Source organism: Kocuria sp. SL71, assembly GCF_026672465.1.
Lineage (GTDB): Bacteria > Actinomycetota > Actinomycetes > Actinomycetales > Micrococcaceae > Kocuria > Kocuria palustris.
This window is the reverse complement of record NZ_JAPPRE010000001.1, coordinates 1,381,910-1,401,628: the sequence shown is the minus strand read 5'-3', so window position 1 is coordinate 1,401,628 and position 19,719 is coordinate 1,381,910. Positions and strand designations below refer to the sequence as shown.

The following is a 19,719-nucleotide window of genomic DNA, read 5'->3' as shown; positions in this document are numbered from 1 at the left end:
GTCCCGCACCCACCGGTCCGGGGCTGCGACGCGCCTTCACGGCTCGTCGCACGGAAGCCGCAAGCAGAGGGCTGGAGGTCCCCGCATGGTCTGGTGCGCCCTGGCACTCGCCGTGCTGTCGGCGGTCTTCCTGGCCCTCGGGACGCATCTGCAGTCGATCGCGGTCGTGGCCGGCGCCGCTGATGGGAAGCTCACGCTTCCGATCATGCTCGGCCTGCTGCGCTCCCCTCGCTGGGCGACCGGCCTGATCTGCCTGGGCCTCGGAACAGCCCTCAACGTGACCGCGCTGAGCTTGGCTCCGGTGAGCGTCGTCCAGCCCGTGGGCGTGCTGGGCCTGGCCCTGGTCACCCTGCTGCACTGCCGTCACGCGGGCCTGACGATCAATGCCGCGACCTGGCGCGCGCTCGGACTGTGCGCCGGGGGAGCGGCGCTGTTCGTGCTCAGCGCCATCCGCTTCACGGATCCGGCCCTTCGCATCACTCACCGCGCCGGCACGGCCGTGACGGTGATCCTGGCGGTGGTGCTGCTCGTCGTCGCGCTGGCCCTGCTCCTCCTGCGGCACAGAGGGCGCGCGCTGATGCTGCTCGTCTCGGCCGGCACGCTCTACGGCTTCGTGGCTCTGGAGATGAAGATCATCACCGCGCAGCTGCGCATCGGCGACGGCCCGTGGTGGCAGAGCATCGACCCGGTGAACGTCGCAGGCCTGCTGGTGGCCGCCGCTGTGGGAGGCTGGCTCGTGCAGTCCGCCTACGCCAGTGGACCGCCGGAGCTCGTGATGGCCGGACTGACGGTCGTCGACCCCATGGTGGGCGTGCTGATCGGCCTGTCGGTGCTCGGCGAGGCCGGGCCCGACTTCGGTCCCGGTCCCGCGGTGCTGCTGATGGTGTGCGCCGCAGCCTCGATCAGCGGCGTCTTCGTCATGTCCCAGTTCCACCCCGAGGTCCTGGCCCGACGGACCGCGGACCCCGCCCTGACCCTCAACCCTTCGGGAGTCGATTCTCCGTGAGCCCTTCCCCGGCAGATCCGCAGCCGCCCCAGGACCCCCGCGGGGTGATCCGGGATGACTACATGCTCCCGGAGCTCCCGCTGGACGGCGTGCCGGAGCCTGTCGACGGGCGCCTTCGGGTCCTGGTGGTGGCGGAGACCTACCCGCCCGACATCAACGGCTCGTCGCAGTTCTCCCACCGCCTGGCGCAGGCCATGGCGGGCAGGGGCCACGACGTCCACATCGCCGCACCGCGTCCCAGCAAGGGACGGACCATGACCCGGAGGGACGGCGGGGTCACCGAGCACCGCTTCCGCTCGCACACCGCCTTCACCTACGACACGTTCCACCTGTGCTTCCCGTGGGAGGTGCGGGGCGAGATCTCTCGGCTGATGGACGAGCTGCGCCCTGACGTGGTGCATATCGAGTGCCACTACATCCTGGGCAGGTACTTCGCCAAGGAGGCTCAGTCGCGCGGCATCCGCCTGATCGGCACCAACCACTTCATCCCGCAGAACATCGAGCAGTACCTCCCGCTGCCGGACCCGCTCCGACGCCTGTACCGCAGGTTCTCGTGGCGGGATATGGCCTCGGTGTTCCGCCGCTGCGACGTCGTCACGGCACCCACCCCGCTGGCTGTGGAGTCCATGCGAGCCAACGGCTTCGACTTCCCCATGCATGCGCTGTCCAACGGGATCGACGCCGCCCAGTACGACCTCAAGCCCGGGGAGGTCCTGCCTCCGCGGGACCGCCCGACCGTCCTGTTCGTCGGGCGGCTGGACCCGGAGAAGCACATCGACGTCCTGCTGCGGGCCGTGGCGAGCATCGCGGATCGCAGCGACGTCGGCGTGGAGATCGTGGGCCAGGGCGGTGAGTACGACCGGCTGGCCGAGCTGGCGCAGCAGCTGGGCATCGCGGATCGAACCGTGTTCCGGGGATTCGTCTCCGATGAGGAGCTGCGGGTGGCCTACCTGCGCGCCGATGCCTTCTGCCAGCCCGGCACCGCCGAGCTGCAGTCCCTTGTGTCCCTCGAGGCCATGGCGGCCTCCTCTCCGGTGCTGCTCGCCGATGCGCGCGCCCTTCCGCACCTGGTGGACGAGGGCGTCAACGGCTGGCTGTTCCCGCCCGGCGATCACGAGCAGCTGGGCAGGCTCCTGCTGCGGCTCCTCGAGCTGCCGGAGGACCAGCGTCGCGAGATGGGAGCGGCGAGCAGGAGGATGGTCGCCGAGCACAGCTTCTCGGCCACGATCGATGTCTTCGAGCAGCTCTACCGCGGCGTGGACCCGGATCTGCTGCTGGGGTCCTGGCCGCAGACCGGACCCCTCCCGATCGTCCCGCCGGCTTCGGGCCCGGGAGCGGGCGACTGATCAGGCCCAACCCGACGGCTCGACTAGACTGTCGAATCGTCGTCCTCGCGCCCGCACCGCAGTGCAGGCGCCCGTGGCGGACGAGGGGCGGTAGCTCAGCTGGTCAGAGCAGAGGACTCATAATCCTTGGGTCGCGGGTTCAAGCCCCGCCCGCCCTACGCAGCGAACCTCAGCGCCCCGAGCACCCTGGCTCGGGGCGCTTCGCGGGGCAGACGCGGCCTATGGCACGGGCAGCAGGACCGACGGCCGCTGGGCCCCCACGAACGGCAGGGGATGGACGTAATCGTCGTCCAGGCGCACGCCCCAGTGCACGCAGGCCCGCACTGTGGTGAGACAGTGATTGCGGCCGGAGAGCACGCCGATGACCTGTCCCTTGCGCACGCGATCGCCCTTCTTCAGATCCGATTCGACCGGCTCGAAGCTCGAGCGCAGGCCGTCGCCGTGATCGATGGTGATGGTCGCCCGGTCCACGACCGTGCCCACGTGGCTGACGCGCCCGTCCGCCGGAGCCAGGATCTCGCCGTTGAGGCCGACGGTCAGATCCGCGCCTCGGTGCCCAGCCAGCCATCGCTCGGACGGCGGATCGAAGTCGCGGACCACCCTGGGCTGGATGGTCACGGGCCACTGCCAGGTCCCGTGCACGGCGGCCAGCAGCTGCTGATCGGCGGCATCGAGGGAGCCCGGGACCAGCGGCAGCGCGGTGGAGATCGCGGCAGCTCGGACAGGTTGGCCGGAGGCGGCATGTGCCGATGGGGGAGTCGCCGGGGCGGCCAGCGCCCAGCTGACCAGCACCGCAGCCGCGACCAACAGCGTGCTGCGCGATCGTCGGGCCCTGGGGGACGGCGAGGGCTGCTCGGGGCCGGCGGAAGCGGTGGCGCGGGAGGCGAGTGCGTTCATGCGGGCAGGATGCGGTGGATCGCGGCAGCGCGGCTCCGACTGGGGATGCAGCGGAGCCTCGAGCCCCGCGTCACGGCCCGGACAGGCGCCTGTGGAGTCCCCGCGCCTGGCCCGTCATGACGCGGTTCATGTAGTACCCTTGATCCCGCAGTGTCACCACCTGCGCCGTCCGCATGCCTGAATCAGGCACCGGCGGCGGCGCTGGGCACTGACTTCGCGCGCATCGTCGTCGGGATCCGTCAGGCTCCGTCCTCTCGCAGACCCGACCCGCCCGCCACGGTCCTCGGCCTCCCGGTCGCAGGCGGCGGACGGAGAGCAATCCCAGGTTCTCGGGGCCGCTCCACGCGGTGCGCCAGGGACGATCCGCCGACCCGGCGGACACGTCGACCAACCGCAGACCGCGCTTCGCATGCCCGGACCAGGGGTGCGCGAGCGCAGAAATGAAGGAGCACGACATGTCTGTCGTCACCATGCGCCAGCTGCTCGACAACGGCGTCCACTTCGGCCACCAGACCCGTCGCTGGAACCCGAAGATGAAGCGCTTCATCCTCACCGAGCGCAACGGCATCTACATCATCGACCTCCAGGGCTCGCTGGCCTACATCGACCGCGCGTTCGAGGCCGTCAAGTCCACGGTCGCCCACGGCGGCACCATCCTGTTCGTCGGCACCAAGAAGCAGGCGCAGGAGACCATCGCCGAGCAGGCGACCCGCGTGAACATGCCCTACGTGAACCACCGCTGGCTCGGCGGCATGCTCACCAACTTCTCCACGGTCTCCAAGCGGATCGACCGCATGAAGGAGCTCGAGCAGATCGACTTCGACGACGTCGCCGGCTCGCAGTACACCAAGAAGGAGCTCCTGCTCATGCGCCGCGAGGCGGAGAAGCTGGAGCGCACCCTGGGCGGCATCCGCAACCTGTCCAAGACCCCCTCCATGGTCTGGGTCGTGGACACCAAGAAGGAGCACCTCGCCATCGACGAGGCGCAGAAGCTCGGCATCCCGGTCGTCGCGATCCTGGACACCAACTGCGATCCGGATGAGGTCACGTTCCCGATCCCGGGCAACGACGACGCCATCCGCTCCGTGAACCTGCTGACCCGCGTGGTCGCCGACGCCGTCGCCGAGGGCCTGCTGGCCCGCGGCGGTGCCAAGGGCGGCTCGGAGGCTCCCGAGGAGCCCATGGCCGAGTGGGAGCGCGAGCTGCTCGAGCAGCACAACGCCGCCGCCGAGGCTGAGAAGTCCGCCGAGTCGGCCGCCGAGTCCGCCAAGGTCGCCGCCGCCGGCGAGCAGACCGAGGCTCCGGCCGCTGAGGCGGAGACCGCCGAGGCCCCGGCCGCCGAGTCCACCGAGAGCTGATCCTCTCTCCGTCGGGTGCCCTCGCCGGCGCCGGACGGAGCCCGCGGGCGGAGACGATCCCACCCGCTGTTCACCTGACATTCGCTCCGATCCCGCATCATCGGGAGCGGAGCACGCCCGGAGCGGACCGTCGACGGTCTGCACAGGGCGACGATCGATCAAGGAGCTCACATGGCGAACTACACCGCCAAGGACATCAAGGAACTGCGCGAGCGCACCGGCGCCGGCATGCTGGACGTCAAGAAGGCCCTCGACGAGGCTGACGGCGATCAGCAGAAGGCGCTCGAGATCATCCGCGTGAAGGGTCTCAAGGGCGTCTCCAAGCGCGAGGGCCGCGCGACCGCCGAGGGCATCGTCGTCGGCCGCATCGAGGGCCAGAAGGGCTACCTCGTCGAGGTCAACTCGGAGACCGACTTCGTGGCCAAGGCCGAGCCGTTCGTGGCCTTCGGCGAGAAGGTCATGGACGCCGCCGTCGCCGTCGACGCCCAGGATCTGGACACCCTTCTGGCCGCCGAGGTCGACGGTCAGAAGGTCTCCGACCTGGTGACCGAGACCGGCGCGCTGCTCGGCGAGAAGGTCGTCGTGCGCCGCATCGCCCGGGTCGAGGCCCCGCTGGTGGAGCTGTACCTGCACCGCACCTCCAAGGACCTCCCGGCCCAGGTCGGCGTGCTGCTGGCCGTGGACGGCCAGGGCGCCGAGGCCGAGACGGCCGCTCACGACGTCGCCGTGCACATCGCTGCGCTCTCCCCGAACTTCCTCACCCGCGAGGACGTCCCGGCGGAGACCGTCGAGAACGAGCGCCGCGTGGCCGAGGAGACCGCCAAGGCCGAGGGCAAGCCGGAGCAGATCCTCCCCAAGATCGTCGAGGGCCGCCTCAACGGCTTCTACAAGGAGAACGTGCTGGTCGACCAGGACTTCGCCAAGGACGCCAAGCAGTCCGTCGGCGCCGTCCTGAAGGCCGCCGGTGCGACCCCCAAGGCGTTCGCCCGCTTCCGCGTCGGCGCCTGATCCGCAGCGCTTCAGCGCACAAGCGCCCCCGCTCGCGCCCCTCACGGGACCGGGCGGGGGCGCTCCGTCGTCTGCGGAGCCTGCCTCCGGCCTGGTCTGCGCCGTTGCTTCCCGTCGACCGAGCTCGCCGTGCAGGGAGAGCCCGGTCCGTGCCGCAGAGCAGATCCGAGCTGGCCGCTATGCTGGTCCGTGCCCAGCGGCCGTGACACGGCCGCGGCGCCCGCGGCCTCGCCCATCGCCGCGGGGCACGTCAGCGACTGCCAGGAGGCACCATGCCCACCACCACCCCCTCGGAGATCCGCGACGGAGCGCTGCGCGCAGGTCGCGAGACCGATCGCTCGGCCACGAGCCCGGGGGAGCGAGGGCAGCGTCGCCGCATCCTGCTGAAGCTCTCCGGCGAGGTGTTCGGCGGCGGCCGCGTGGGCGTGGACACCTCGGTGGTGCGCAACATCGCCGAGCAGATCGCCGCCACGGTCGGACAGGTCGAGACCTCGATCGTCGTCGGCGGAGGCAACTTCTTCCGCGGGGCAGAGCTCTCCCAGGCAGGCATGGACCGCTCGCGCGCCGACTACATGGGCATGCTCGGCACCGTGATGAACTGCCTGGCGCTGCAGGACTTCCTGGAGCAGTGCGGCGTGGACACCCGCGTCCAGTCGGCCATCTCCATGGAGCAGGTCGCAGAGGCCTACATCCCGCGGCGGGCGATCCGGCACATGGAGAAGGACCGCGTGGTGATCTTCGGCGCCGGAGCCGGCCTGCCCTACTTCTCCACGGACACCGTCGCCGCCCAGCGCGCCCTGGAGATCGAGGCCGACGAGGTCCTGATGGGCAAGAACGGCGTGGACGGCGTCTACACCGCCGACCCCAACGTGGACCCCTCGGCGGTGCGCCTGGAGTCGCTGACCTACGACGAGGCCATCACCCGCAACATCCGCGTGATGGATCAGACCGCGTTCTCGCTGTGCCGGGACAACAACGTGTCCATGCGCGTGTTCGGCATGCAGGGCGAGGGCAGCGTCACGCGCGCGATCCTGGGCGAGGACATGGGCACCCTCATCACCGTCTGAGCCGCCGTCGTCCCGCGGCGTGTGCACTCGCCTCGCTAGACTGGGCCTCAGTGCCCGCAGCCGCGCTGCCCACCTGATCGGTCCGGACCTCGCACCGATCCCGCAGACCACGCAAGGAGCTTGAAGTGATCGACGAGATCCACAACGAAGCCAAGACCGGCATGGACAAGGCCGTCGCGCACGCCGCTGACGAGTTCGCCGCCATCCGCACCGGACGGGCGAACCCCTCCCTGTTCGCCAACGTGACGGTCGAGTACTACGGCGCCCCCACGCCGCTGAACCAGCTGGCGTCCTTTCAGAACCCGGAGGCCCGCACGCTGCTCATCACGCCCTACGACCGCTCCGCCCTGGGGGAGATCGAGAAGGCGCTGCGCAACTCGGACGTCGGCGCCAACCCGGCCAACGACGGCAACGTGATCCGCGTGGTCATGCCGGAGCTGACGGAGGAGCGCCGCCGCGACTACGTCAAGATCGTGCACTCGAAGGCCGAGGACGGCCGCATCTCGGTGCGCAGCATCCGCCGCACGGCCAAGGAGGCCATCGAGAAGCTCGTCAAGGACGGGGAGATCGGCGAGGACGAGGGCAAGCGCGCCGAGAAGGAGCTCGACGCCCTGACCAAGAAGGCCTCGGAGCAGATCGACACCGCGGCCAAGAACAAGGAAGCAGAGCTGCTGAAGGTCTGATGCCCACCGTCGTCGAAGAGCCGTCGTCCGCCCCCGCCCAGAGGACCTCCCGCGCAGGCCGCAATCTGCCTGCCGCGATCGGAGTGGGCGCGGGGCTGATCGTCGTGCTCCTCGTCGGCCTGTTCCTGGTGCCGCCGGTGGTCGCCCTCCTGGCCGCCGCGGCCGCGGGCCTGGGCGTGTGGGAGGTCTGCGGCGCCCTGGCCCGCGGCGGCATCAAGGTGCCTCGCGCTCCCGCCGCCGTGGGCGCGGCCGTGCTGCCGCTGGCCGCCTTCGTCGGCGGGTCCGAGGCGCTGATCATCGCGCTGATCCTGGTCTGCACCGTCGTGATCCTCTGCCGCGTCTTCGGGCGGACCGACGGCATGGTCCTGTCCGTGATGTCGTCGCTGTTCGCGGTGACCTGGGCGGGCCTGCTGATCTCGCTGGCGGTCCTGCTGTTCCACACCCCGGAGGGCCCCGCCAAGGTCCTGCTCGTGATCCTCATGGCGGTCGGCAACGACACCTTCGGATACATCGCCGGCGTGCTGTGGGGCAAGCACCCCATGGCACCGCGGATCAGCCCCAAGAAGACCTGGGAGGGCTTCGCCGGGTCCATGCTGGGCTCCCTCATCCTCGGCACGGTGCTGGGCGCGCTCATGCTCGACGTCCCCTGGTGGCACAGCACCGTCCTGGCCTTCTTCCTCGTCATCGTCTCCGCACTCGGCGACTTCTCCGAGTCCATGGTCAAGCGCGAGCTCGGGGTGAAGGACATGGGCGACCTCCTTCCCGGCCACGGCGGGGTCATGGACCGCATCGACTCGATCCTCTTCGCGATCCCGGTGGGCTACGTGGTCTTCGAGCTGCTGGTCGCGGTCGGCAGGCTCGGCCAAGGAGGCTGATCCGTCATGAGCACCGCAGCCGACACCCCTGACGCCGAGGGGACCGCAGGCGCACAGGCGCCGCAGGAGGGCCTGGGCCTGGGGCGGGTCGCCTCGCGCTCGTGGGGCTACCGCGTCGCCGACGTCGACGCCTTGCTGCTCCCGCTGCTCGGCTCGGGCCCCGGGGATGACGAGCCTGACGACAGCGTGCTTCCCGAGCCCGAGACGCTGCGCACCGCGACCTTCCGGCGTCAGCGCGGCGGCTACATCCCCGCCGAGGTCGACGCGGCGATCGACCGGCTCGAGGACCGTGCGGCCGCAGCCCATGCCCGGCGCCGTCAGGCGGAGGACGGCCCCCAGGCCTGGGACGACGGCATGGACCGCCGGCTCGAGCAGATCTACGGCCGGCTCCGCCGTCCGAGCGGACACCGCTTCCGCGCCCCGTCGTCGGCCTCGACCCGTGGCTACAGCGCCCGACAGGTCGATGAGCTGTGCGAGACGGTGCTCACCGAGATCGATCGCCAGCAGGCCCCGGATGCCGACATGATCCGCCGCGCGGTGTTCGACCCCGCCTACGGCCATGACGTGTACGAGGAGAACCAGGTCGATGCCTTCCTGGACGCCCTCGTGGACCTGGTGCTGATCCTGGACTGAGCGCCGGCCGGGGGAAGTCTTGGCAACTCGATGCCATTTCTCGGAGTGGCGCCCTCAACCTTGAAGATCGCTGATTATGGTGTGTGTCACACCTGTGAGTAACAGAGCTCACGTCGACTCTTCATCGAGAGGATCCCCGTGACCGACCAGCCCCGCATCGCGGAGCCGACGGCAGAGGACTTCATGGCGGCCCAGGCTTCGCCTCAGTTCCAGTCCCTGCGCAGCACGCACCGCCGCTTCGTGTTCCCCATGACCGTGTTCTTCCTCGTCTGGTTCTTCCTCTACGTCCTGCTGTCCATCTACGCGCCGTCCTTCATGGGCCGCGAGGTGCTCGGCAACGTGAACCTCGGAGTGATCCTGGGCCTGCTGCAGTTCGTGACGACCTTCGGCATCACCGCGGCCTACGTGGTCTTCGCGAACAAGAACCTCGACAGCCAGGCGCAGGACATCCGCGCCGATCTCGAGGCCGGCGACTTCGCCTCCCGCTCCCGCAGCACCGGACAGGAGGCCTGAACCCATGAGCCCCCAGATCTCCCTGGCGGAGACCTCCTCGAGCACGGTCGGATCGCCCTGGATCAACATGTCGATCTTCCTGGCCTTCGTGGCGGTGACCCTGGTCGTCGTCATCCGCGCCTCGAAGTCCACGCAGAGCGCGGCCGACTACTTCGCCGGAGGCCGCTCCTTCACCGGCACCCAGAACGGCCTGGCGATCGCCGGCGACTACCTCTCGGCGGCGTCGTTCCTCGGCATCGTGGGCGCGATCGCCGTGCAGGGCTACGACGGCTTCCTGTACTCGATCGGGTTCTTCGTGGCCTGGCTCGTGGCTCTGCTGCTGATCGCCGAGCCGCTGCGCAACACGGGCAAGTTCACGATGGCGGACGTCCTGTCCTTCCGCCTGCGCCAGACCCCCGTGCGCATGGCGGCATCGATCTCCACTCTCAGCGTCACGCTCTTCTACCTCCTGGCGCAGATGGCAGGCGCGGGTGCGCTCGTGTCCCTGCTGCTGGGGGTGACCTCCCGCACCGGGCAGTCCGTGGTGATCCTGGCCGTGGGCGTCCTGATGATCGCCTACGTGCTGATCGGCGGCATGAAGGGCACCACGTGGGTGCAGATCATCAAGGCCTGCCTGCTGGTCGCCGGCGTGGCGGTCATGACGGTGTGGGCACTGGCGCTGTTCGGCTTCAGCTTCTCCGGCCTGCTCGGGGGAGCCGTGGACACCGCAGGCGACCACGCGATCCTGGAGCCCGGGCTGCGCTACGGGCTCAGCGAGGTCACCAAGCTCGACTTCGTCTCCCTCGGCCTGGCCCTGGTGCTCGGCGCGGCGGGCCTGCCCCACGTGCTGATGCGCTTCTACACGGTCCCCACGGCCAAGGAGGCCCGCAAGTCGGTGGTCTGGGCCATCGTGCTGATCGGCACCTTCTACCTCTTCACCCTGGTGCTCGGCTATGCGGCCGCGGCCCTGATCGGCGCCGACCGCATCGCGGCGGCTCCGGGCGGAGTGAACTCGGCGGCGCCGCTGCTGGCCTACGAGCTCGGCGGATCCCTGCTGCTCGGGTTCATCGCAGCCGTCGCCTTCGCCACGATCCTGGCGGTCGTGGCGGGTCTGGCCATCACGGCATCGGCGTCGTTCGCCCACGACATCTACGGCAACGTGATCAAGAAGGGCAAGGCCACCGGCAAGGACGAGCTGCGGGTCGGCAAGATCACCGTGGTCGTGATCGGCGTCGTGGCCGTCCTGGGCGGGATCGGTGCGCAGGGGCAGAACGTCGCCTTCCTGGTGGCCCTGGCCTTCGCGGTCGCAGCCTCGGCGAACCTGCCCACGATCCTGTTCTCGCTGTACTGGAAGCGCTTCACCACCCGCGGCGCGGTGTGGTCCATGTACGGCGGCCTGATCACCGCGGTCGTGCTGATCATCTTCTCCCCGGTGATGTCCGGGGCGGAGACCTCCATGATCGCCAGCGCCGACTTCGCCTGGTTTCCGCTGACCAACCCGGGCATCGTCTCGATCCCGGTCGGCTTCCTGCTGGCCATCATCGGCTCGCTCACGGAGCGCCGCCGCGAGAACCGCGAGAAGCAGGCCGAGATGGAGGTCCGCTCCATGACGGGAGTCGGGGCCGAGCCCCCGGTCGATCACTGAGCTGCGCGGCTCTCGGATCATCTCGGGGCTGACCTGGGGCGATTCGATGCACAAGTGCATCTGAGAGAAGTGTGAGAGACGCCTCAGCGGCTCGGGGCGAGGATGCTCGCCCCGAGCCGCTCAGGGGCTACTCTGAAGTAGATGCTCAGCAGCCTGAGCACTCGACCCCCAGTTCAAGGACGTCGCACTGGCGTCCCGGAAGAGGAGAAGCACCATGATCGGATCCATCATCGCCTGGTTGGTCCTCGGCATCATCGCCGGCGCCATCGCCAAGCTCATCATGCCCGGCAAGCAGGGCGGCGGCATCGTGATGACCATCATCCTGGGCATCGTCGGCGCCTTCGTCGGCGGCCTGATCGCCATGGTCATCCCGGGCCTGCACCAGGCCGGCAGCACCCTGTCCATCGGCTCGATCGTGCTCGCCATCATCGGTGCGCTCGTCGTGCTGTTCATCTACGGCGCCCTCACCAAGGGCAGCCGCGGCGGTGCCGTCGAGCGCTGAGCCGACGCGTTCCGCAGCACCTGCAAGCGCCCCGTCCCTCGTCGAGAGGGGCGGGGCGCTTCGTCTCCTCCCGGCCAGGGGGCGTGCGCGGAAGGGGGGGCGCGTCCAACGCGCTCCGGCAGCGCTGGAGGCAGGTCGGCATACTGGAGCCATGTCCGAGATCTCCAGCGAACAGCGTCCCGCCCCCGAGGCTCCCCTGTGGGCCGAGTCCCAGCGCCGCATCTGCATCCTGGGCTCGACCGGCTCCATCGGCACGCAGGCGCTCGACGTCGTGCGCACCGCCGCGGCGTCGGCCGATCAGCAGGCCCCATTCCGGGTGGTGGCCCTGGCGGCCGGCTCGTCGAACCTCGAGCTGCTTGCGGAGCAGGCCGTCGAGACCCGGGCCCCGCTCGTGGCGACGTCCGGCGATGTCCAGGACGCGGCGCTGCTCGAGCGCATGATCGCCTCGCGGGTCCTGGCGCTGGGGGAGGACTATTCCCCGCAGATCCTCGCGGGATCGAAGGCCGCCGTGCAGGCGGCGCGAGCGCCGGAGGCCGATCTCGTCCTCAACGGCATCACCGGCTCGATCGGGCTGGCCCCCACCCTTGCCGCCCTGGAGGCCGGCAAGCTGCTGGCCCTGGCCAACAAGGAGTCGCTGATCGCCGGCGGTGAGCTGGTGCGCCGGGCCGCGCAGGCCTCCCCGCACGACGACCCGCTGATCCCCGTGGACTCCGAGCACTCAGCCCTGGCCCAGGCGCTGCGCAGCGGCGCGTCGGCAGAGGTCGATCGGCTCGTGCTGACGGCCTCCGGCGGGCCCTTCCGCGGGCGCTCGCGCGATTCCCTGCGGGACGTGCGCCCGCAGGACGCCCTGGCCCATCCCACCTGGGACATGGGGCTGATGGTGACCACGAACTCCTCGACCATGGTCAACAAGGCCCTCGAGGTCCTCGAGGCCCACCTGCTCTTCGACATCCCCTTGGAGCGCATCGACGTGGTGGTGCACCCGCAGTCCGTCGTGCACTCGATGGTGCAGTTCGTGGACGGCTCCACCATGGCTCAGGCCTCCCCGCCGGACATGCGCCTGCCGATCGCGCTGGGCCTCGGCTGGCCGCATCGGGTCCCGGGCGCCGCCTCGCCGTGCGACTGGACTCAGGCGGCGACCTGGAGCTTCGAGCCGCTGGATGAGGAGGCCTTCCCAGCGGTGCGTCTGCTCAAGGAGGCGGCGGCTTCCGGGCCCACCGGCCCTGCCGTGTTCAACGCCGCGAACGAGCAGGCGGTCCTGGCCTTCCACGCCGGGCGCCTGGGCTTCCTGGAGATCGTCGAGCTCGTGGCCGAAGTCGTGCGGGAGCATGAGCCCATCGACGAGCTGAGCCTCGAATCGGTGCTGGCAGCCGAGGCCTGGGCTCGCTCCCGCGCTGATGAGCTGGTGAGGCAGAGGCGTCGATGAGCCGGCCTTCGGGACGCGGCCGACGTGCAATCGGTGCCTGAGCCAGAGCCGGTGCCAGGCCTCGTGGGGGGCTCGCCCGCACCGGACTCAGATGCTAGGATCTGCGCCGGATGACGAGATCCGGCGCGAAGCTCTGGCTGGCCGGACGGCAACCCTCTCACCGTGGTGGGGTGCCCCAGATGACCATCCGGCTCCGGTTCCGCACCGCGGCAAGCACGGATTTGGGTTCGTGCGCAGCATCGATGCGCACGCCTGACGTTCAGCGCCGCCGGTCACCCCGATGGGATCGGACAGCTCGCTGAACGAAAGGCAACCCCTCCCATGCGCGCACACCGTCTCTCCGCCCTGGCCGTGACCACAGTCCTCGGCCTGACCCTCGCCGGCTGCGGCGGCGGCGACTCCGATGAGGCCCCCTACGACGACGGGGTCATCAAGATCGGCGTCGTCGGCACCACCCCCGTGAACGAGGCCCTCGTGGAGAAGGCCGAGGAGGAGGGCATCACCGTCGAGCTGGTCGAGCTCTCCGAGTACAGCCAGGTCAACCCGGCGACCGTCTCCGGCGACGTCGACATGAACTGGTTCCAGCACATCGCGTACCTGGCGGACTACAACAACAGCTCCGGGGAGACCGTCACCCCGATCGCCTCGACCTCGATCTACCCGCTGGGCCTGTACTCCAACAAGTACGAGTCGCTCGAGGACATCCAGGACGGCGACGAGATCGCCATCCCCAACGACTCGATCAACCAGTCGCGCGCGCTGCTGCTGCTGCAGGCCAACGGCCTGGTCGAGTTCACCTCGGACACCACCGCCCCGACCGAGTCGGACATCGACACCGAGGCCTCGAAGGTCTCCGTCACCCCGGTCTCGGCCGAGCAGACCGTGCTGTCCCTGGAGTCCGTGGCCGGCTCCGTCATCAACAACGACTTCCTGGCCCGCGGCGACATCGATCCCGATTCGGCCCTGGCCTCCGACGGCGCCGAGAACGAGAACGCCCGTCCGTACGTGAACCTGTTCGCCACCACCGAGGCCAACAAGGACGACGAGACCCTCCACAAGGTCGCCGATCTCTTCCACACCCCGGAGGTCGAGGAGGCCGAGAAGGAGGACAGCAAGGGCACCGCGGTGACCATGGACCTCTCGCAGGAGGAGCTGGAGCAGGTCCTCTCCGATTACGAGGAGGACCTCCAGAAGTGACCCCGGCCGAGCAGTTCCACCCCGACAGCGAGCCGGTGGCCGACGCCGCTGACACGCAGCGGCGTCGGCCCGGGCCCGAGACCGAGGCGATCGTGCGCTTCGACGGCGTCACCAAGTCCTTCACCACGGGCAAGGGCAGGACCAAGCGGGACGTGACCGCAGTCGACGACGTCACCCTCGACATCCGCCGAGGCGAGATCTTCGGCGTGATCGGCTACTCGGGCGCCGGCAAGTCCACGCTCGTGCGCCTGATCAACGGCCTGGAGCCGGTGACCTCCGGCGTCGTCGAGGTCGACGGCCGCCGGGTCGACGGCCGCACCGAGAATCAGCTGGCCCCGATCCGTCGCGACATCGGCATGATCTTCCAGCAGTTCAACCTGTTCACGTCGCGCTCCGTGGCCGGCAACGTCGAGTACCCGCTGAAGCAGGCGGGCTGGTCGGCAGCCGATCGCAGGGCGCGCGTGAAGGAGCTGCTCGAGTTCGTCGGGCTCTCCGAGCGGGCGGGCAACTACCCCGAGCAGCTCTCGGGCGGGCAGAAGCAGCGCGTGGGAATCGCCCGGGCGCTGGCTGCCAACCCCAAGATCCTGCTGGCCGACGAGTCCACCTCCGCACTGGACCCGGAGACCACCCAGGAGGTGCTGGCGCTGCTGCGCCGGGCCAACCGGGAGTTCGGGATCACGGTCGTGCTGATCACCCACGAGATGGACGTGGTGCGCTCGATCGCCGATCGCGTCGCGGTCATGGACAGTGGACGCGTGGTCGAGATGGGCCCCACGGCCCAGATCTTCTCGGCCGGGCAGTCGCCCACGACCCGTCGCTTCGTCTCCACCGTCGTCCACGCCGAGCCGGACGCCGAGGAGCTCGCGCACCTGCGCGCGCACCACGACGGCCGCCTGGTGGTCCTGGAGATCCGCGAGGGCGTCGACGTCGGCACGGTGCTCAGCCGCGCCGCCGCTGAGCGTGGCGTGGCCTTCAGGATCGTGTTCGGCGGGGTGTCGGTGCTGCAGGAGCAGTCCTTCGGCTCCCTGACCGTCGAGCTGCTGGGTGATCCCCAGGCCGTGGAGGACACGATCGCCCGGCTTGCAGAGGCAACGACCGTGAAGGAGGTGTCGGCATGACCAACTGGTCCGTTCTCGGCCCCCAGCTGCTGACGTCCATCGGCGAGACCCTCTACATGGTCGTGGTGACCATGATCATCGCGGGCTTCCTGGGCCTCGTCTTCGGCGTCGCGCTGTACGTCACGCGTCCGGGCGGCATCTATGCGAACCGCCCGCTGAACACCGCGATCAACCTGATCGTGAACTTCGTGCGGCCGATCCCGTTCATCATCCTGCTGGCGGCCCTCGGCCCGCTGACGGAGACGGTGATCGGGACCAGGCTCGGGCAGAACGCCGCGATCTTCGCCATGACGATCGCCGCGCTGTTCGCGGTCGCGCGCATCGTCGAGCAGAACCTCATGTCGGTGGATCCCGGTGTGATCGAGGCGGCTCGCTCCATGGGCGTCTCGCGGTTCCGGATCATCACCACGGTGATCCTGCCGGAGGCCCTGGGCCCTCTGGTGCTCGGTTACACGTTCCTGGTCATCGGTGTGACCGACATGTCCGCCATGGCCGGTGCCATCGGCGCTGGCGGTCTGGGCGACTTCGCGCTGCGGCTGGGCTACCAGCGCTTCAACGACGAGGTCACCTGGGCTGCGGTCGCGGTCATCATCGTCCTGGTGCAGGCCGTGCAGTTCGTCGGCAACGCCATGGCGCGCAGGATCATGCGCCGCTGACCCGTCAGCGGCACCGCCTCACGGGCGCGGGCCCGGCTTCCTCCAGGGGAGCCGGACCCGCGCCCGTCGTCGTGATCCTCATCCTTCCCCGGGCCCCGTCCTGAGGGACCACGACGACGGGCGAAGCCCACGGAAGCCCAAGGGCGAGGCAACCGCTGTGCCGTCCTGCCGGTGTGGTGGGATATGCGCGTGACCGTCCTGATCTTCGTCCTCGGCGTCCTGCTGGCAGCCCTGGCCCTCATCGCCTCGATCGCCCTGCACGAGGTGGGGCACCTGCTGCCCGCCAAGCTGTTCCGGGTGCGGGTGATGCAGTACATGGTGGGCTTCGGGCCCACGCTGTTCTCGCGGGTGCGCGGGGAGACGGAGTACGGGATCAAGGCCGTCCCCCTGGGCGGCTACGTGGCCATGGTCGGCATGTATCCGCCGGTGGCCGGCCACCGAGCCGGCGTGGACTCCACCGGGGTCATGCAGCAGATGACGTCGCAGACCCGATCCGTGGCAGCGGCCGAGCTGCTGCCGGGGGACGAGGACCGGGCCTTCTATCGCCTGCCGGTGTGGAAGCGCATCGTGATCATGCTCGGCGGGCCGATCATGAACCTGCTGATCGCGATCGTGTGCATCACGGTGCTCGTCACGGGCTTCGGCTCCCAGCAGCCCACCACCACGCTGGCCACGGTGAGCCGCTGCGTGCAGGCCGTGGACCCGGCCGCCGCCTCCCAGTCCGCACCGGCCTCCGAGGGGGAGTGCGCGCAGGACGACCCCGCGGCTCCGGCGCACGCGGCGGGGCTGCGCCCCGGAGATGTCGTCGTGTCCCTGGGCGGCAGCCGGGTCGAGTCCTGGGACGAGCTCACCGAGATCGTCCGGGAGGGGGCCGGCCAGCCGATCGAGGTCGTCTACGACCGCGACGGCGAGCGCGCTTCGACCACGATCACTCCGGTGGAGACCTCGCGTCCGGCCGTCGACTCCACCGGTGCCCCGATCGTGGAGGACGGGCGCTACGTCATGCAGGACGTGGGATTCATCGGTGCCTCATCGCTCACCGAGCTGACCCCGCAGCCGATCAGCGCGGTGCCGGGGGAGGTGCTGAACGGTCTGGAGCGCGTGGCCGGCGGGCTCATCCGGCTGCCGGTCAACGTGTGGAACGTGGCCGTGTCGACCTTCACGGACGCCCCGCGCGACCCGGAGGGGCCCATGTCCGTCGTGGGCGTGGGGCGGATCTCCGGTGAGGTCGCCAGCACGGATCAGCTCGAGCTGCGGGAGAAGACCGCCACCCTGGTGGGGCTGGTGGGGTCGGTGAACCTGGCCCTGTTCGCCTTCAACCTCATCCCGCTGCTGCCCTTGGACGGCGGGCACATCGCCGGTGCGCTGTGGGAGCGGATCCGCCGCACCGCCGCGCGTGCTGGGCCGCAGGGACCCCGGGCCGTTCGATCCGCTGCGGCTGCTGCCGATGACCTACGCCGTCTCGCTGGCCATGCTCGGGATGACCGCCGTGCTGGTGCTGGCAGATCTGATTGAGCCGGTGCAGCTGCTCTGAGGCGCCGCAGTCAGGCATGAGCCGTGGCTCACTCCGCGGACGAACCGGGTTGACCGCTGGGGCACAATGGAGGCCGATCCATCCTCGACGCAATCAGGAGCCAACTGTGAGTCCGGTCAGCCTGGGCATGCCCGCCGCACCCCTTCCCGTCCTCTCGCCTCGCCGCAAGACCCGGCAGATCCGCGTGGGCTCGGTGGGTGTGGGCTCGGACTCCCCGGTGAGCGTGCAGTCCATGACCACCACGCCCACCACCGACATCAACGGCACGCTGCAGCAGATCGCCGAGCTCAACGCCGCCGGCTGTGACATCGTGCGCGTGGCCTGCCCTTCCCAGGACGACGCCGACGCGCTGCCGATCATCGCCATGAAGTCCCCGATCCCGGTGATCGCGGACATCCACTTCCAGCCCAAGTACGTCTTCGCCGCGATCGACGCAGGCTGCGCCGGAGTGCGTGTGAATCCGGGCAACATCCGCAAGTTCGACGACCAGGTCGGCGAGATCGCCCGTGCGGCCAAGGACGCCGGCGTCTCGATCCGCATCGGCGTGAACGCGGGCTCGCTCGACAGGCGCCTCATGGAGAAGTACGGCAAGGCCACCCCGGAAGCGCTGGCCGAGTCCGCGCAGTGGGAGGCCTCGCTGTTCGAGGAGCACGACTTCCACGACTTCAAGATCTCGGTCAAGCACAACGACCCCGTGACCATGGTGCGCGCCTACCAGCTGCTGGCCGAGCGCGGCGACTGGCCCCTCCACCTGGGCGTGACGGAGGCCGGTCCGGCGTTCCAGGGCACCATCAAGTCCGCCACGGCCTTCGGCGCCCTGCTCTCCCAGGGCATCGGCGACACGATCCGCGTCTCGCTGTCGGCTCCTCCGGTCGAGGAGGTCAAGGTCGGCGCCCAGATCCTGCAGTCGCTGGGCCTGCGTCCCAAGAAGCTCGAGATCGTCTCCTGCCCGTCGTGCGGGCGGGCCCAGGTGGATGTCTACAAGCTGGCCGACGACGTCACCGAGGGGCTCAAGGACCTGACGGTGCCGCTGCGGGTGGCCGTCATGGGCTGCGTCGTCAACGGTCCCGGTGAGGCGCGCGAGGCCGATCTGGGCGTGGCCTCCGGCAACGGCAAGGGCCAGATCTTCGTGAAGGGCGAGGTCATCCGCACCGTCCCGGAGGATCAGATCGTGGAGACCCTGATCGCCGAGGCCAACCGCGTCGCAGAGGAGATGGGCCTGGAGGAGGACGAGGAGTCCGGCGCCTCGCCCACCGTCACCGTCGGGTGAAGCTCTTCTCGAACGCGCAGACGCGGCTCGTCCCGCCCCACGCCGTTCCGCGCTCGGAGCTCGACCGGCTCCTCGGACAGGATCCGATCTCCTCAGTGTTCGTCGCCGAGCACGTGGCGCAGCTGCGCGACGTGCCCTCCCGCGCGACGCAGCCGGTCGTCGGACTCGCACGCGGTCATCGTCCCCGCCCCGGCGCAGCGGGGCGCTCGCTCGAGCTCTCGGGCGCCTGCTGGGTCGGCTCCAACGTGGTCCCCGTCCATCTGGGGGAGGGAGGGGCGGAGGCCGTCGGCGCGCACCTGGTCGGCGCGCGCCAGGCCCGAGCCTCCTTCTTCGGCCCCCGCGACGACGTCCTGGCGCTATGGGCAGCGGTGCAGCGCCGCTGGCGCGAGCCGTTCGCCATCCGGCAGTGCCAGCCGCTGCTGAGCATCGATCAGGCCCCTGCGATCGAAGGGCATCCCGAGGTGCGCCTGGGGCGTCCCGGCGAGATCGAAGCCGTGCTGCCGGCCAGTGCGGCCATGTTCGAGGAGGAGGTCGGTTTCTCCCCGTACGTGGAGGGCAGGGAGTCCTATGTCCGCCGCGTCCAGCAGCTGCTGGCCCGGCAGCGCACCTTCGTGCTGATGCGCGACGGTCGGGTGGACTTCAAGGCGGATCTCGGCGCCGCGGCGGGCGATGTCTGCCAGATCCAGGGCGTGTGGGTGCGCCCCGAGCTGCGGGGCAGGGGGCTGGCGGCTCCCTGCATGGCCGCCGTCGTGGAGCAGGCGCTGCAGCGCTTCCAGGCCGTGAGCCTCTACGTCAACGACTACAACACCGCCGCGCTGCGGACGTACGAGCGGGTGGGATTCCAGCGGCACGGGACCTTCGCGACCGTGCTCTTCTGAGGCCGGAGTGCCGGTTCGCGCGGCAGGTTCACAATAGTTTTTGTTGCTTCCGGCATTCGGCGCCGAGCAGCTCGTCCCGACTCGCTCGTCTGCCTTCCCGAGCGCACCCGCCGAACGGCGAGCCTGCG

Annotated in this window: 18 protein-coding genes, 1 tRNA gene, 1 pseudogene and 1 riboswitch; of the genes and pseudogenes, 19 read left to right on the top strand and 1 reads right to left on the bottom strand. The window is 70.0% G+C overall.

The genetic code is table 11. The features are described from left to right. Positions 1–85: 85 nt before the first annotated feature. The 3 genes from OVA15_RS06265 to OVA15_RS06255 all read left to right on the top strand — a co-directional run bounded on the left by OVA15_RS06265 (position 86) and on the right by OVA15_RS06255 (position 2,510). A complete protein-coding gene (locus OVA15_RS06265; RefSeq protein WP_024290132.1) occupies positions 86–1,006 on the top strand; it encodes a DMT family transporter in 921 nt (306 codons plus the stop codon). Positions 1,007–1,068: 62 nt separating this feature from the next. Next, on the top strand, positions 1,069–2,352 hold the full coding sequence (locus tag OVA15_RS06260) for a glycosyltransferase (protein WP_268145630.1): 1,284 nt from the start codon (positions 1,069–1,071) through the stop codon (positions 2,350–2,352). Positions 2,353–2,436: 84 nt separating this feature from the next. Next, positions 2,437–2,510: transfer RNA gene (locus OVA15_RS06255), tRNA-Ile, on the top strand. Between the two features lie 61 nt (positions 2,511–2,571). Here OVA15_RS06255 and OVA15_RS06250 read toward each other — a convergent pair. Continuing rightward, a complete protein-coding gene (locus OVA15_RS06250; protein WP_268143787.1) occupies positions 2,572–3,249 on the bottom strand; it encodes a M23 family metallopeptidase in 678 nt (225 codons plus the stop codon). A gap of 455 nt (positions 3,250–3,704) precedes the next feature. On the opposite strand from OVA15_RS06250, the gene rpsB reads away from it, so the two are divergent. From rpsB to OVA15_RS06170, 16 genes and pseudogenes are all read left to right on the top strand, one after another. Next, positions 3,705–4,607, top strand: a complete 903-nt coding sequence (gene rpsB / locus OVA15_RS06245; protein ID WP_024290135.1) for a 30S ribosomal protein S2 — start codon at positions 3,705–3,707, stop codon at positions 4,605–4,607. 171 nt (positions 4,608–4,778) lie between these two features. Then, complete coding sequence (gene tsf, locus OVA15_RS06240) at positions 4,779–5,615, top strand: translation elongation factor Ts (RefSeq protein WP_006214445.1); 837 nt, start codon at positions 4,779–4,781, stop codon at positions 5,613–5,615. A 272-nt stretch (positions 5,616–5,887) separates the two neighbouring features. After that, the gene (gene pyrH / locus OVA15_RS06235) at positions 5,888–6,682 is read left to right on the top strand and encodes a UMP kinase (protein WP_006214446.1); all 795 of its coding nucleotides are present in this window, start codon (positions 5,888–5,890) and stop codon (positions 6,680–6,682) included. Between the two features lie 125 nt (positions 6,683–6,807). After that, positions 6,808–7,365 (top strand): ribosome recycling factor, encoded by a 558-nt coding sequence (gene frr, locus OVA15_RS06230; protein WP_006214447.1) that lies wholly within the window; start codon positions 6,808–6,810, stop codon positions 7,363–7,365. Beyond that, complete coding sequence (locus OVA15_RS06225; RefSeq protein ID WP_024290136.1) at positions 7,365–8,240, top strand: phosphatidate cytidylyltransferase; 876 nt, start codon at positions 7,365–7,367, stop codon at positions 8,238–8,240. The genes frr and OVA15_RS06225 overlap by 1 nt, the downstream gene beginning before the upstream one ends. 6 nt (positions 8,241–8,246) lie before the next feature. Next, on the top strand, positions 8,247–8,873 hold the full coding sequence (locus tag OVA15_RS06220; protein WP_268143784.1) for a DivIVA domain-containing protein: 627 nt from the start codon (positions 8,247–8,249) through the stop codon (positions 8,871–8,873). Positions 8,874–9,056: 183 nt separating this feature from the next. Then, positions 9,057–9,386 (top strand): DUF485 domain-containing protein, encoded by a 330-nt coding sequence (locus OVA15_RS06215; protein WP_053448291.1) that lies wholly within the window; start codon positions 9,057–9,059, stop codon positions 9,384–9,386. Positions 9,387–9,390: 4 nt separating this feature from the next. Then, positions 9,391–11,010: a solute symporter family protein gene (locus tag OVA15_RS06210; protein WP_268143782.1), complete on the top strand. Its 1,620-nt coding sequence runs from the start codon at positions 9,391–9,393 to the stop codon at positions 11,008–11,010. Positions 11,011–11,224: 214 nt separating this feature from the next. Then, positions 11,225–11,512, top strand: a complete 288-nt coding sequence (locus OVA15_RS06205) for a GlsB/YeaQ/YmgE family stress response membrane protein (protein ID WP_029643713.1) — start codon at positions 11,225–11,227, stop codon at positions 11,510–11,512. 151 nt (positions 11,513–11,663) lie between these two features. Next, the gene (gene dxr / locus OVA15_RS06200) at positions 11,664–12,938 is read left to right on the top strand and encodes a 1-deoxy-D-xylulose-5-phosphate reductoisomerase (protein ID WP_268143780.1); all 1,275 of its coding nucleotides are present in this window, start codon (positions 11,664–11,666) and stop codon (positions 12,936–12,938) included. Between the two features lie 109 nt (positions 12,939–13,047). Beyond that, positions 13,048–13,160, top strand: a riboswitch (SAM riboswitch). 99 nt (positions 13,161–13,259) lie between these two features. Next, on the top strand, positions 13,260–14,135 hold the full coding sequence (locus tag OVA15_RS06195) for a MetQ/NlpA family ABC transporter substrate-binding protein (protein WP_268143778.1): 876 nt from the start codon (positions 13,260–13,262) through the stop codon (positions 14,133–14,135). 35 nt (positions 14,136–14,170) lie between these two features. Further along, positions 14,171–15,253, top strand: a complete 1,083-nt coding sequence (locus OVA15_RS06190; protein ID WP_268145627.1) for a methionine ABC transporter ATP-binding protein — start codon at positions 14,171–14,173, stop codon at positions 15,251–15,253. Then, positions 15,250–15,909: a methionine ABC transporter permease gene (locus tag OVA15_RS06185; RefSeq protein ID WP_268143777.1), complete on the top strand. Its 660-nt coding sequence runs from the start codon at positions 15,250–15,252 to the stop codon at positions 15,907–15,909. Before OVA15_RS06190 ends, OVA15_RS06185 begins: the two co-directional genes overlap by 4 nt. Before the next feature lie 183 nt (positions 15,910–16,092). Continuing rightward, positions 16,093–17,443, top strand: a pseudogene (locus OVA15_RS06180) (M50 family metallopeptidase). 106 nt (positions 17,444–17,549) lie between these two features. Beyond that, a complete protein-coding gene (gene ispG, locus OVA15_RS06175; RefSeq protein WP_268143775.1) occupies positions 17,550–18,713 on the top strand; it encodes a flavodoxin-dependent (E)-4-hydroxy-3-methylbut-2-enyl-diphosphate synthase in 1,164 nt (387 codons plus the stop codon). Beyond that, on the top strand, positions 18,710–19,591 hold the full coding sequence (locus OVA15_RS06170) for a GNAT family N-acetyltransferase (RefSeq protein ID WP_053447618.1): 882 nt from the start codon (positions 18,710–18,712) through the stop codon (positions 19,589–19,591). Before ispG ends, OVA15_RS06170 begins: the two co-directional genes overlap by 4 nt. The last annotated feature ends 128 nt before the right edge of the window (positions 19,592–19,719 follow it).